The 12517-nt window shown below is 66.8% G+C and carries 16 protein-coding genes; 3 read left to right on the top strand and 13 right to left on the bottom strand.

Going from position 1 to position 12517, the window contains the following annotated elements:
* Window positions 1-32: 32 nt before the first annotated feature.
* Window positions 33-338, top strand: a complete 306-nt coding sequence (gene yhbY, locus XcodCFBP4690_RS07840) for a ribosome assembly RNA-binding protein YhbY (protein WP_104540430.1) — start codon at window positions 33-35, stop codon at window positions 336-338.
* A 16-nt stretch (window positions 339-354) separates the two neighbouring features.
* Window positions 355-735: an Mth938-like domain-containing protein gene (locus tag XcodCFBP4690_RS07835; RefSeq protein WP_104540429.1), complete on the top strand. Its 381-nt coding sequence runs from the start codon at window positions 355-357 to the stop codon at window positions 733-735.
* Window positions 736-935: 200 nt separating this feature from the next.
* On the opposite strand, the gene XcodCFBP4690_RS07830 is transcribed toward XcodCFBP4690_RS07835, so the two are convergent.
* Genes XcodCFBP4690_RS07830 through surE form a run of 4 tightly spaced genes read right to left on the bottom strand, consistent with a single transcriptional unit; the run spans window position 936 to window position 3798 of the window.
* Window positions 936-1715, bottom strand: coding sequence for a peptidoglycan DD-metalloendopeptidase family protein (locus tag XcodCFBP4690_RS07830; protein WP_167394525.1), 780 nt, complete (start codon window positions 1713-1715; stop codon window positions 936-938).
* A complete protein-coding gene (locus XcodCFBP4690_RS07825; protein ID WP_104540427.1) occupies window positions 1712-2326 on the bottom strand; it encodes a YqaA family protein in 615 nt (204 codons plus the stop codon). The genes XcodCFBP4690_RS07830 and XcodCFBP4690_RS07825 overlap by 4 nt, the downstream gene beginning before the upstream one ends.
* Window positions 2327-2344: 18 nt before the next feature.
* A complete protein-coding gene (locus XcodCFBP4690_RS07820) occupies window positions 2345-3022 on the bottom strand; it encodes a protein-L-isoaspartate(D-aspartate) O-methyltransferase (RefSeq protein WP_104540426.1) in 678 nt (225 codons plus the stop codon).
* Entirely contained in the window at window positions 3019-3798 is a 780-nt protein-coding gene (surE, locus tag XcodCFBP4690_RS07815) for a 5'/3'-nucleotidase SurE (protein ID WP_104540425.1), read from the bottom strand. Before surE ends, XcodCFBP4690_RS07820 begins: the two co-directional genes overlap by 4 nt.
* A 99-nt stretch (window positions 3799-3897) precedes the next feature.
* Here surE and XcodCFBP4690_RS07810 point away from each other — a divergent pair, with 99 nt between their 5' ends.
* The gene (locus tag XcodCFBP4690_RS07810) at window positions 3898-4437 is read left to right on the top strand and encodes a Smr/MutS family protein (protein ID WP_104540424.1); all 540 of its coding nucleotides are present in this window, start codon (window positions 3898-3900) and stop codon (window positions 4435-4437) included.
* A 135-nt stretch (window positions 4438-4572) separates the two neighbouring features.
* On the opposite strand, the gene truD is transcribed toward XcodCFBP4690_RS07810, so the two are convergent.
* The 9 genes from truD to XcodCFBP4690_RS07765 form a co-directional block, all read right to left on the bottom strand.
* A complete protein-coding gene (gene truD, locus XcodCFBP4690_RS07805) occupies window positions 4573-5682 on the bottom strand; it encodes a tRNA pseudouridine(13) synthase TruD (RefSeq protein WP_104540423.1) in 1110 nt (369 codons plus the stop codon).
* Between the two features lie 102 nt (window positions 5683-5784).
* Complete coding sequence (gene ispF, locus XcodCFBP4690_RS07800) at window positions 5785-6276, bottom strand: 2-C-methyl-D-erythritol 2,4-cyclodiphosphate synthase (protein ID WP_104540422.1); 492 nt, start codon at window positions 6274-6276, stop codon at window positions 5785-5787.
* A 3-nt stretch (window positions 6277-6279) separates the two neighbouring features.
* On the bottom strand, window positions 6280-7080 hold the full coding sequence (gene ispD / locus XcodCFBP4690_RS07795; RefSeq protein WP_104540421.1) for a 2-C-methyl-D-erythritol 4-phosphate cytidylyltransferase: 801 nt from the start codon (window positions 7078-7080) through the stop codon (window positions 6280-6282).
* On the bottom strand, window positions 7077-7433 hold the full coding sequence (gene ftsB / locus XcodCFBP4690_RS07790) for a cell division protein FtsB (RefSeq protein WP_104540420.1): 357 nt from the start codon (window positions 7431-7433) through the stop codon (window positions 7077-7079). Before ftsB ends, ispD begins: the two co-directional genes overlap by 4 nt.
* 3 nt (window positions 7434-7436) lie before the next feature.
* Window positions 7437-8729 carry a phosphopyruvate hydratase gene (eno, locus tag XcodCFBP4690_RS07785; protein WP_104540419.1) on the bottom strand — a complete coding sequence of 431 codons (1293 nt, stop codon included), beginning with the start codon at window positions 8727-8729 and terminating at the stop codon, window positions 7437-7439.
* 125 nt (window positions 8730-8854) lie between these two features.
* Window positions 8855-9097: a hypothetical protein gene (locus tag XcodCFBP4690_RS23325; protein ID WP_410049645.1), complete on the bottom strand. Its 243-nt coding sequence runs from the start codon at window positions 9095-9097 to the stop codon at window positions 8855-8857.
* A 113-nt stretch (window positions 9098-9210) separates the two neighbouring features.
* Entirely contained in the window at window positions 9211-10041 is an 831-nt protein-coding gene (kdsA, locus tag XcodCFBP4690_RS07775; RefSeq protein WP_104540417.1) for a 3-deoxy-8-phosphooctulonate synthase, read from the bottom strand.
* Between the two features lie 351 nt (window positions 10042-10392).
* Complete coding sequence (gene pyrG, locus XcodCFBP4690_RS07770) at window positions 10393-12057, bottom strand: CTP synthase (protein WP_104540416.1); 1665 nt, start codon at window positions 12055-12057, stop codon at window positions 10393-10395.
* A gap of 172 nt (window positions 12058-12229) precedes the next feature.
* Window positions 12230-12472 carry a hypothetical protein gene (locus XcodCFBP4690_RS07765; RefSeq protein WP_104540495.1) on the bottom strand — a complete coding sequence of 81 codons (243 nt, stop codon included), beginning with the start codon at window positions 12470-12472 and terminating at the stop codon, window positions 12230-12232.
* Window positions 12473-12517 lie beyond the last annotated feature (45 nt).

Genomic DNA, 12517 nt, shown 5'->3' with positions numbered 1-12517 from the left:
CCTGAACACCCTTTGCTGCCCTTCGATCCTGCATGTCCATCGTTCTCACCTCCGCCCAGACCCGTTTCCTGCGCGGCCAGGCCCACGACCTCAAGGCGCTGCTGCAGACCGGCGGCAAGGGCGTCACGCCGGCATTCCTGGCCGAACTCGAGGAAGTGCTCGAGCGCCACGAACTGATCAAGGTGAAGGTGGCTTCCGAGGACCGTGAGACCCGCGATGCATTGATCGCCGAACTGGTCGAACAGACCGGCAGCGCCCTGGTACAGCGGATCGGCCACATCGCCATCCTGTACCGCCCCAGCAAGGAAAAGCGCCAGATCGTGCTGCCGCGCGGTTGAACCTGCGAGTGCCTTCATGCCTTTGAGCCAGGAACACCCCGATTACACCTACGCCTTGCGCGCGGCCGATGGCCGCCATGCCAAGGTGAACGAGCAGATCCTGCAACGCAGCTTCGTGCTGATGCCGGACGAACTGGTCGACCATTGGCCGGTGCAGGATCTGGCGCACCTGCAGGCCAGCCACATGGACGCGGTCCTGGCGCTGGCCCCGGCCGTGATCCTGCTGGGCACTGGCGACCGCCAGCAATTTCCCAATGCCCAGGTCCTGGCCGCCTGCCTGACCCGCGGCATCGGCCTGGAAGCGATGACCAACGCCGCAGCCGCCCGCACCTACAACGTGCTGGCCAGCGAAGGCCGCCGGGTGGCGCTGGCGATGATTCTGGAAGGGCGGGATTAGGGCGTCGGGATTGGGGATTCGCAGGAGCGGACTACTGCAGTGTTTCGCGCTTGCGCGTGCTGCCAGGCCGACTCGCCGATGACGCGCTGCAGCTGACGACCACCGAGCGATCGAACGTCACACCCCGCGCAGGGCGCCCGCCCAGGCGCTGTTGCGAATCCCAAATTTCGAATCCCGAATCCCGAATCCCCATTCCCGAATCACTTCTTGGGCAAATACAGCAACGGATCCACCGGCTTGCCGTTGTAGCGAATCTCGAAGTGCAGCATGTCGCGCGCGGCGCCGCTGCGGCCCATTTCGGCGATCTGCTGGCCGGCCTTGACGTTCTGGCCCTCGTTGAGCAAGCGCTTGCGGTTGTGGCCGTAGGCCGACAGCCACTGGTCGTTGTGCTTGATGATGATCAGTTCGCCATAGCCGACCAGGCCGGCGCCGGAATAGACCACGACACCATCGGCGGCCGCACGCACGGCTTGGCCGCTGGTGCCGGCGATATCCACACCCTGCTTGGTGGTCTCGCCGCTCACGAACGTACCGACCACCACGCCATCGGCAGGCCAGCGCCATGAAAAACCGCTGCTGACCGGCGCGGCGACCGGTGCGGCCGGACGCGCCGGGACTACGGTACCGCCAGCCACCGGGGCATTGCTGCCGGGCTTGCTCGCCCCGCCGGGATACAGCTTGAGGGTCTGCCCCGGATAGATCGTGTTCGGAGACGACAGGCCGTTCCAGGTGGCCAGGTCGGCGGCCGTGATATTGGTCCGGCGCGAGATCGCATACAGGGTGTCGCCGCGCTGCACGGTGACGGTGGCACCGGGGCGCGGTACCGACGGCCGCGGCGGCGCCGCAGGGCGCGACGACCCGGAACCGCCGCCGGCACCGGGCGAACGCACCACCGTGGCACTGCTGCAGGCGGTCAGCCCGATGGCGACCATGAGCATGACTGCTGTCTTGCGTACCGAATTCATCTGCGTCTTGCTCATCCGTTCGTTGTCTTCCATACCAGCCAGCCTGCGCCGGCCGCGAGCACCGCCATCGCCACCCAGCCCAGCGGCTCGATCCACCTGTGCAAGGCGGCCTCGGCCCGCGCGCCACCCAGGCGGATGGCACCGGCCACCAGGTACACGCGCTTGCCGCGCCCCACAAGCATGCTGGCGATGAACGGCAGGATCGGCACGCCGACCACGCCCGACGCCCAGGTGAAGATCTTCAGCGGGATCGGGGTGAAGCCAACCAGCACCAACGCCCAGAAGGCCTTCCAGGGCGAGTCGGCCACCAGCACGCGCAGGGTCTCGATCTGCGCCTGGATCTTCGTGCTCCAACCCAGCCATTCGATCAACGGCTGCAGTGCGGCGAAAGCGAAGTGGCCCAATAGATAGCCGACCAATGCGCCGCAGATCGAACCGATCAGGCTCAAGGTGGCGAACCAGAGCGAGCGTTTGGGCTCGGCCAGCGACATCGGCGCCAGCATCACCTCCGGCGGCACCGGGAAGATGAATCCCTCCACGAAGCTGAGGCCGGTCAGCAGCGCGGGTGCGCGGCGGTGGCGCGACCAACGGATGGCCACGTCGTACAACGGCCCGAAAATCTTCATCGTGGAACTCTCATGGGGTCAATCCAGCATGCCCGACAACAGCGGGACGAACGTGACCGGGGCCAGAACCTGTTGCTCGATCGCCCCGTCGGCAGCGCGGGTGAGTTGCACCAGCGACTGCGAGGACGCACCACCGACCGGTGCGACCAGCCGACCGCCGACCGCCAGCTGATCGACCAGCGCATCGACCAGCGCCGGCGCGGCGGCGGTGACCACGATGGCATCGTAGGGTCCGTGCTCGGGCCAGCCGATGCGGCCATCGTCATGCTTGCTGCGCACATTCATGCCCAGGTGACGGAAGCGCTTGCGCGCCTGTCGCAGCAGATCGCCGATGCGCTCGACCGTATAGACCTCCAGCCCCAGCGCGGCGAGGATCGCGCCCTGGTAACCGGAACCGGTGCCCACTTCGAGCACCCTGGTCGGCGCCACCTGCAGCACCGCTTCGGTCATGCGCGCCACCACCCAGGGCTGGGAGATGGTCTGGCCATGGCCGATCGGCAGCGCGGTGTCTTCATAGGCGCGCGAGGCCAGCGCTTCATCGATGAACAAATGCCGCGGCACGGTGCGCATCGCATTGAGTGTGGCTTCGTCCTGGATGCCGGCCTCGCGCAGGCGCTCGACCAGGCGGTCGCGGACGCGTTGCGAGGTCATGCCGATCCCCACCGACTCCGGTTGCAGGCGCAGCCTGGGCGTCATGCCGGTCCGTCCAGCGCGGCGGTCAGGCCGCCGACCCAGCCGGCCACGGTCTCCAGCGCCTGGTAGCGGGTGAGATCGACATGGATCGGCGTGATCGAAATCCGCCCGGTGCGCACGGCGTGGAAATCGGTGCCGGCGCCGGCGTCCTGTTCGGGACCGGCCGGGCCGATCCAGTACACGGTGCGGCCGCGCGGGTCGCGCTGCGGCACGCACGGCTCGGAACGGTGGCGGTTGCCGAGCCGGGTAACCTCGAAACCGAGCACATCCGACCAGGGCAGATCCGGCACGTTGACGTTGAGGATGGTGTCGGCCGGCAACGGATCGGCCTTCAACCGCGCAACGATTTCCACTGCAGCGCGTGCGGCGGTCTCGTAGTTGTGCGCTTGGTGATTCTGCGTGACCAGCGACACCGCCACGGCGGGCAGGCCCAGGAAACGGCCCTCCATCGCGGCAGAGACGGTGCCGGAATAGATCACGTCGTCGCCCAGATTGGCCGAATTGTTGATGCCGGAGACCACGATATCCGGGTCGTAATCCAGCATGCCGGTGAGCGCCAGATGCACGCAGTCGGTCGGCGTGCCGGCCACCGCGCAGGTCTGCGCGTCGATGCGGCGGGTACGAATGGGAACATCCAGCGTCAGCGAATTGCTGGCGCCGGAGCGGTCGCGATCGGGCGCGACCACCATCACTTCATGACCGGCACCACGCAGTGCCTCGGCCAGGATCTGGATGCCGGGGGCGTCGACACCGTCGTCGTTGCTAACCAGTACGCGCATGGGACTCCTCGGAAAACCCGGTCATGATACCGGATGCGTCCACGGGCTTGCCGCTTGATCTTCGCGTGCGCCTGGGGTTGGAACGGTTAGGCTGTACCCATGTCGCATTCCGAAGACGAAGACGAGGGCGCGCTGTTCCGCGCGGCCATTGGCGCGGTCCAGCCGATCCGCGAGGTGGCGCCGCCGGCCAATGCCAAGCCGCGGCCGAAGCCGCGCGCGCGCATGGCCGAGCGCGACGAGGCGCAGGCACACACCGAATTCGCCCGCCTGCTGCGCGACAGCGCGCCGCTGGAAGCCGGCGACATCGCCAGCTATCGGCGCGACACGCTGCCTGCCCGGCTGTTCCAGCGCCTCAAGCGCGGGCAATTCTCGGTGCAGGACGAACTGGATCTGCACGGCGCCAGCGCCGCGCAGGCCGAGGCCTTGTTGCGCCAGTTCCTGCTCGAGGCGCACGCGCACGAACATGGCTGCGTGCGCATCATCCACGGCAAGGGTCTGCAATCGGACAACGGCGCGCCGGTGTTGAAGAACCTGATGGACCGCTTGCTGCGCCAGCGCAATGACGTGCTGGCGTTCCATTCTGCGCCGCCCACGCAGGGCGGCACCGGTGCGTTGCTGGTGCTGCTGGCGCGGCGTTAGCGCCGATTGGGCGATGGGTCGCCGGTGTGGCATGCGCTTGCGCAAAGGACGCGTTGACGGGCAGGCCTGTCGCGGCCAGGTCCGCTCCTACGACGATGACGTGTTTGCCGGGCCGCCGACGACCACCGGACAGGCCTAGGCATCGGAACGCAGGCCGGCATCGAGACGCCCGGCATCGCTGACGTCGCCCAGCTCCCACAGCACCGCGGTGGCGTAGCAGCCCGGCGGCAGTGCGAATTCGATCTGCAGGCTGTCCGCCTCCAACCAGCGATACTCCAACTGCTGCGGACGCAAGCGCAGTGCGCGGCGCTCCTGCTTCAAGCCCGCGGCCTCCAGGCCGTGTCGCAGCACGTCCGATTGCGGATCGGACAACGCGCCCTGCTCCAGCGCCGCCGCCTGCCCGGTCGAACGCAGCTCGCCGGCACCCCACAACGGGCCGCTGGGGTGGATATCGAAGCGCGCCAGCCGCTCGGCCAGCACCTCACTCCAGGGCTCGGGACCGAATACGCTGCGCGAGCCATCCAGCATCCAGGCTTCGCCCTCCAGCGCGGCGTCCCAACTGCCCTGCTGCACGCGCGCGGCCAATACGCGATTGAACAGCGCCGAGCGCGCCGCCGACAGCAGGATCGAGCGCTGGTCGTTGCGCAGCCGCCGTTTCGATGGCGGCGCCGGCGCCAGGCTGCCGTCGGCGTGCTGTACATGGCCGAACATCGCCAGCGCCGATGCCACGTTGCCGCCGTCGCGGCCGAAGCGTTGTTCGCCGAACCAGTTGGGAATGCCGCGCGCGGCGATCGCCTGCAGGCGTTGCTCGATGGCCTCGCGCTCGCCGTGCACCTCGCGCAGGGTCAGCACGAAGCGATTGCCCAGCAGCGCGCCGCGCTGCAGCTTGCGGTTGTGCCAGGTGCTATCGATCACCTGCAGTTGCGCGTCGTCGAGCGTGGCCAGATCCGGCGCCACCCGCCTGGGCAGGTGCACGCTGAAACGCTGCGTGGTGACCGCATGGCGATCCTTCAGGCCGGCGTAGCTCACCCCCATCTCGGCGATGCCTGCCCAACGCGCGAGCGCCTTGGCGACATAGGCGGTGTTCTGCCCACGCTTGCGGATGGTGAGCAGCAGATGCTCGCCCTCGCCGGAGGGCTCGAATGCCGGCTGCTCGTCCACCTGGAAGTCCTCCGGCGTGCTGCGCATGACCGCACGCAGCACCGCTGCGCCGTGTGCGCGTGGAAGAACGGAGGTCTCGCTCATGTAGTGGTTTGCCTTCGCGCCGACGCAGCGTGCGCTGTGGGCCGATGGCTCGGCGCGGAATGTCGCCTGGCCTGCCGGATGGGGCCGACAGGCAGGAGTGGATCAAGCAGCGATCTTGCCCAGCAGCACCGCCGCCTGTGCCGCGATGCCTTCGCCGCGGCCGGTGAAGCCGAGCTTTTCGCTGGTGGTGGCCTTGACGCTGACCGCATCGAGTTCGATCGCCAGCAGGCCGGCAATGCGTTCGCGCATCGCCAGCGCGTGCGGGCCGACCTTGGGTCGCTCGCAGATCACGGTGATATCGGCATTGCCGACCCGCCAGCCGCGCTCGCGCAGCAACTGATCGCACTGCTGCAGGAATTGCGCACTGTCGGCATCCTTCCAGCGCGCATCGCTGGGCGGAAAATGCTGGCCGATGTCGCCCAGCGCCAGCGCGCCCAGCATGGCATCGCACAACGCGTGCAACACCACGTCGCCGTCGCTGTGGGCGAGCACGCCGTGGCTATGCGCCACACGCACGCCGCCGAGCATCACGTGGTCGCCAGGACCGAACGCATGGACGTCATAGCCCTGGCCGATGCGGAAATTGAATGACATGGATCAGATCTCTTCGGGACCGGGGACCCGGGACCGGGGACCCGGAACGGCAGATGCCAAGACGGTAGACGGTGGACCGAGGCTGTCCGGGTCCCGGGTCCCGGGTCCCCTGTCCCGCCTCGCCAGTTCGAACTCGAAACGCGCCAGATCTGCCGGTGTAGTGACCTTGAAGTTGTCTTCGGCCCCTTCCACCAGCAAGGGGCGCAATCCCAGCCGCTCCATCGCCATCGCTTCGTCGGTCACGTCCACCCCGGCGGCCGAGGCCTCGGTGAGGCCGCGGATCAGCTGATGCCGGCGAAACAATTGCGGAGTGAGAGCGCGCCACAGGCGCTCGCGTGGCTCGGTGCCATCGATGCCGCCATCGTCGCCGGCACGCTTGAGCGTGTCGCGCACCGGTGCCGCCAGAATAGCGCCCACCGGGTCGCCGCGGCCGATTTCCAGCAATCGGTCCAGATCGGCCAACGCCAGATTCGGGCGCGCCGCATCGTGCACCAGCACGAAATCGTCCGCGCGTACGCTGTCGGGCAATGCCAGCAGGCCGGCCAGCACGGAGGCAGCGCGCGTCGCACCGCCGGCACAGGTCAGCACCGGCTTGGACTGCGCCGCCGTCCAGCCCGGCCAGTCGACATCGTCGGCAGCGATCGCCACCAGGATGCCGGCCACGGCCGTGTGTGCGGCCAGTGCCGCCAGGGTGTAGGCCATCAGCGGCTGCCCGGCCGCGTGCAGGTATTGCTTGGGCGTGGGCCCACCGAACCGGGTGCCGCGTCCGGCGGCAGGCACGATCGCCCAGATCGAGCCGGTCACGGATGGTCCACCGGATCGGTGGAGGCAGGCGCTTGCGGTGCGGGAGCCGCAGCGTCAGGCGATGGCAGCGGCGCATCCTCGACCACGCGGTAGAACGTCTCGCCCGGCTTGATCATGCCCAGCTCGCTGCGCGCGCGCTCCTCGATTGCCGCCTCGCCATCCTTCAAATCCTTGACCTCTGCGGCCAACGCCTGGTTGCGTTGGCGCAGGCCTTCGTTGTCCTGTGTCTGATGCGCGACCTGGGCTTCCAGCATCATGACTTCACCGGAATTCCCAGGCCCGAACCAGAAGCGGTACTGCAGCCAAGCCAGCAGTACCGCCAGCACCAGCAGTAGCCAGCGCCAGTTGCGCACGGCTTATCGCTTGATCGAAACGAACGCGTCGCGGCCGGCGTAACGCGCGCCGGAACCCAGCGCCTGCTCGATGCGCAGCAACTGGTTGTACTTGGCCACGCGGTCGCTGCGGCACAGCGAGCCGGTCTTGATCTGGGTGGCGGTGGTGGCCACGGCGATGTCGGCGATGGTGGTGTCTTCGGTTTCGCCCGAACGGTGCGAGACGATCGAGGCGTAGTTGGCCGCATGCGCCATCGCGATGGCTTCCAGCGTTTCGGTCAGCGTGCCGATCTGGTTGACCTTGATCAGGATCGCATTGGCGGTGCCCGAGTCGATGCCCTGCTTGAAGATCTTCGGGTTGGTGACGAACAGGTCGTCGCCCACCAGTTGCACCTTCTTGCCGACGCGCTCGGTGAGCAGCTTCCAGCCGGACCAGTCGTCCTCGGCCAGGCCGTCTTCGATGCTGATGATCGGGTACTGCGCGACCCAGTCGGCCAGGAAGTCGACGAACTGCTCGCTGGTCAGGCGCTTGTTCTCGCCGACCAGGTTGTACTTGCCGTTGTCGTAGAACTCGCTGGAAGCCACGTCCAGACCCAGCAGGATGTCTTCACCGGCGGTGTAGCCGGCCTTGCCGATCGCTTCGAGAATGGTGTCCAGCGCTTCGACATTGCTGCGGAAATCCGGCGCAAAGCCGCCTTCATCGCCCACTGCCGTGCTCAGGCCATGGCCCTTGAGCACCGACTTGAGCGAATGGAAGATTTCGGTGCCGGCGCGCAGCGCTTCGGAGAACGAGCCGCAGCCGACCGGCAGCACCATGAATTCCTGGAAGTCGACATTGTTGTCGGCATGCGCACCACCGTTGATGATGTTCATCATCGGCACCGGCAGCACCACGTCCGATTCGGTGATGGTGGACAGGTACTGCCACAACGGCTGCTTGCGCGAGGCGGCCACCGCATGCGCAGCGGCGAGCGAGACGCCCAGCAGCGCGTTGGCGCCCAGGCGGCCCTTGTTCTCGGTGCCGTCCAGATCGATCAGGCGACGGTCCAGGCCCTGCTGGTCGGCGGCGTCGAAATTCTTCAGGGTCTCGGCGATGGTGCCGTTGACGTTGTCCACTGCATGGCGCACGCCCTTGCCCAGGTAACGGGTCTTGTCGCCATCGCGCAGTTCCACCGCTTCCTTGGTGCCGGTCGAGGCGCCCGAGGGGACGGCCGCGCGACCGAACGAGCCGTCTGCCAGCGTGACTTCCGCCTCCAGCGTGGGATTGCCGCGGGAATCGAGGATTTCGCGGGCGAGGATCTTGGCGATAGTGGTCATAGGTCCGTTCGGTTACCAGTAAGGGGGGAAGTACACCGGAAACAAGCTGCCGGATTATCGCCGTACACCGCGCCATTGCCAAATCGCATGGGCCCGATGCGTGCCTGACCGGCACGACTGCGCAGCTAGGCCCTCAGGCCCGGCAGCGACACGCAAAACAGCAGGAGCAAGAGCAACAGCAGCGCCACGCCCATGGCGGCAGCGCCCGGCTGGCGACGCAGCGAGAACGCGACCGGGCTGGCGACAAGACCGCCTACGGTCGCCAGCGCGCCTGCCAACAGCGTGACAAGCATCGGAATGCGCGTGGCCTGCATCGCCTGGTTGCCGTCGCCCGGCATGCCGATGCTGGCGGTCACCAGCAAGACCATGACGGCCAGGCAGGCCCATGCAGCGAGCGACAGACCTAAGGCCATCCAGCCCCAGGGCCACTTCCGCCACCGCCGGCGCTGGCGATGCGTTGCCAACGCCCGCGGCACGGAACTCATGCGAAGCGCGCGAACCCGTGCTTCTTGGTCACTGCGTCCAGTTCCATCAGCGTTTCCAGCAGTTCTTCCATGCGATCCAGCGGCCACGCATTGGGACCATCGGACAGCGCCTTGGACGGATCCGGATGGGTTTCGGCGAACAGGCCGGAAATGCCCACTGCCACGGCGGCGCGCGCCAGTACCGGCACGAACTCGCGCTGGCCGCCGGAGCTGCTGCCCTGCCCGCCCGGCAACTGCACCGAATGGGTGGCGTCGAACACCACCGGGCAACCGGTGTCACGCATCACGCTCAACGAGCGCATGTCGCTGACCAGGTTGTTGTAGCCGAACGAGGCGCCACGCTCGCAGACCATGATCTGCTCGTTGCCGGTGGACTTGGCCTTGTCTACCACCGGTTTCATGTCCCAGGGCGCCAGGAACTGGCCCTTCTTGATGTTCACCGGCTTGCCGGCGGCGCAGACGTTCCTGATGAAGTCGGTCTGGCGCACCAGAAATGCCGGGGTCTGCAGCACATCGACCACCGCGGCCACTTCGTTCATCGGGGTGTATTCATGCACATCGGTGAGCACCGGCACGCCGATCTGCTGCTTCACCGCAGCCAGTACCTTCAGGCCTTCTTCCAGGCCGGGGCCACGAAAGCTGGTGCCCGAGGTGCGGTTGGCCTTGTCGAAGCTCGACTTGAAGATGAAGTTGATCCCCAGCTTGCCGGTGATCTCCTTGAGCTTGCCGGCGACATCGAGCTGCAACTGCATCGACTCGATCACGCACGGGCCTGCAATCAGGAACAACGGCTGGTCGAGGCCGACTTCGAAGTCACACAGTTTCATCAGGTCACCTATTGATTAAAGCCCCTCTCCCATCGGGAGAGGGGTTGGGGTGAGGGTAAGGCTTGCGCGTGGTAACTGAGTGATTGGGTGCATGAGGCTTCGCCCGTACCCTCATCCGGCGCTTCGCGCCACCTTCTCCCGACGGGAGAAGGGAATTGCCATGATCTGAGCCCTCTCCCGTCGGGAGAGGGGTTGGGGTGAGGGTGCGGTTGCGAAGCACTGCTGAAGCATGATGGTTTGCCTAACTGGCGCGCAGCGATGCGCTCGTCATGGCTGCCACCTTCCAGTGCATTGCGGCGCATCTTCATCCGCCGCTTCGGGGCACCTGCTCCTGACAGGAGAAAGAACAACTCACGCACGCGCTTCCTTCAACAACTTGCCGCCAGCCTTCTTCTCGCGCGCAGCGCGCACGAAGCCGATGAACAGCGGATGCCCGTCGCGCGGCGTGGACAGGAACTCCGGATGCGCCTGGCAGGCCAGGAACCACGGGTGCGCCTCGCGCGGCAGCTCCACCACTTCCACCAGCGTGTCGTCCATCGACTTGCCGGAAATCACCAGGCCGGCATCTTCCAGCTGGGTGCGGTAGCGGTTGTTGAACTCGTAGCGGTGACGGTGACGCTCGGCCACCACGTCCTTACCATAGACCTCGCGCGCCAGCGTGCCCGGCTTCAGGCGCTGCTCCTGCAGGCCCAGCCGCATGGTGCCGCCCAGGTCCGACTTTTCGTCGCGCTTTTCGACTTCGCCGGTGGCGGTGCGCCACTCGGTGATCAGGCCGATCACCGGATGCGGCGACTGGCGATCGTTCTCGGTGCTGTTGGCCGCGTCCAGCGCGGCCACGTGGCGCGCGTAGTCCACCACGGCGGCCTGCATGCCGTAGCAGATGCCGAAGTACGGCACCTTGTGCTCACGCGCGTACTTGGAGGTCAGTACCTTGCCTTCGAAGCCGCGGTCGCCGAAGCCGCCCGGCACCAGGATGCCGTCGATATCCTGCAAGGCCGCCATGTCGCTGCCTTCCAGGTCCTGGGCTTCCAGCCATTTCAGATTGACCTTGGTGCGCTGGCGCAGGCCGCCGTGACGCAGCGCTTCGGCCACCGACTTGTAGGCGTCCTGGTGATCGACGTACTTGCCGACCACCGCAATGGTGACTTCATCCAGCGGGTGCTTGACCGCATCCACCACCGCCGCCCACTCGGACAGATCGGCCGCGGCGACCTTGTCGCGCAGCTTGAACTGATCGATGACCAGTTCGTCCAGGCCCTGGCGCAGCAGTTCCAGCGGCATGCCATACAGCACGTCGATGTCCGGGCAGCTGATCACCGCGCGCTCGGACACGTTGGTGAACAGCGCGATCTTGCGACGCTCCGAATCCGGCACCGCCTGCTCGGACCGGCACAGCAGCACGTCCGGCTGGATGCCGATCGAGCGCAGTTCCTTGACCGAATGCTGGGTCGGCTTGGTCTTCAGCTCACCGGCCGCCGAGATGTACGGCACCAGGGTGAGATGCATGAACATGGCCTTCTCGGCGCCGCGCTCGGTGCGCACCTGGCGGATCGCCTCCAGGAACGGCAGCGATTCGATGTCGCCGACGGTGCCGCCGATCTCGATCAGCGCCACGTCGAAGCCGGCCGTGGCCTCGTCGATGCAACGGCGGATCTCGTCGGTGATATGCGGAATCACCTGCACGGTGGCGCCCAGGTAGTCGCCGCGGCGCTCCTTGCGGATCACGTTCTCGTAGATCCGGCCGGTGGTGACCGAGTTCTTGCGCGACAGCCGCGTACGCACGTAGCGCTCGTAGTGGCCAAGGTCCAGGTCGGTTTCGGCACCATCGTCGGTGACGTAGACCTCGCCATGCTGGAACGGGCTCATCGTGCCCGGGTCGACGTTGATGTAGGGGTCCAGCTTCATCATCGTGACCTTCAGGCCACGCGCTTCGAGAATGGACGCAAGCGAAGCTGCGGCGATGCCCTTGCCTAGCGAGGACACTACACCGCCTGTTACGAAAATCAGGGGAGTCATGGGGCTCAAGGCCTCCCGGAAAGCCATAGTTTAACGGGTGATGGGCCAATGCCCAAGGGTTGCGTGACGAGGAGGTCATCCCGCGCGGAAAAAAGCCTGCAACCCGCTGTAAATGCAGACGCCCCGGGCTGAGTCGGGGCGTTGCGTGGTGCGAGTTGCCGATGCGCGAGGATCAGCGCGCCGGCTTTTCCTCTTCTTCTTCCTCGCGCGGGGCGCTGTCGGCCTTGGGCTTCTGCGCGGCAGCGGCGGCGCGGCGCTCGGCCTTGCGCTCGGCTTCGGTCTTGGCCTTGGCGTCGTCGGCCTTCTGCGTGGTGGCGCCCTGCCCGGTCTGCTGCGGGGCGGCCTGGGCCAGCGCCGGCAATGCCGCCACGGCGGCCGCGCCTAGGGTGAGCATCAGGATATGTTTGAACTTCATGGTGTCCTCCGGTTCGGTCACATCCTCAGGTGGGGACGTTCGGTT

The organism is Xanthomonas codiaei, assembly GCF_002939785.1.
Lineage (GTDB): Bacteria > Pseudomonadota > Gammaproteobacteria > Xanthomonadales > Xanthomonadaceae > Xanthomonas > Xanthomonas codiaei.
Note: the sequence above shows the minus strand (reverse complement) of the source record. Positions and strands in the feature narration are given on the sequence as shown.